Here is a 308-nt window from a genome sequence, read left to right on the forward strand (position 1 = left end):
TCGGTGAATCTAGCATCCTCACCAAAAAAAACAAATTCTTTACTGAGGTGATTGTCGAATTCATAAATTGAGCCGACTATGTCGCCGATTATTGCGCCTAACATACTGGTCCTTAATATAATTTAACTTTGTTGGTGGAATCTGTGAGTAATTGTAGCCGGCTTTCAACCTGAATTTCCATTTTCAGACGACTTCGTGATAAATCGATAGAACTTCTTGCATGAGGTATCACCTAAGGCGTCTCGCTCCCGTGATTTGAGGCCAGATGAGTGAACCACCGTCTTCTTCGAGTAGCGTAAAGGTTACTT

At 41.6% G+C, this 308-nt stretch carries 1 pseudogene; it reads right to left on the reverse strand.

Features of this window, described 5'->3' with window-relative positions:
* A pseudogene (locus tag IV91_RS19945) lies at positions 1 to 104 on the reverse strand (ADP-ribosylglycohydrolase family protein); the annotation flags it as partial.
* Positions 105 to 308: the final 204 nt, after the last annotated feature.

Origin of the sequence: Ferrovum myxofaciens (assembly GCF_000735045.1) — a bacterium.
Lineage (GTDB): Bacteria > Pseudomonadota > Gammaproteobacteria > Burkholderiales > Ferrovaceae > Ferrovum > Ferrovum myxofaciens.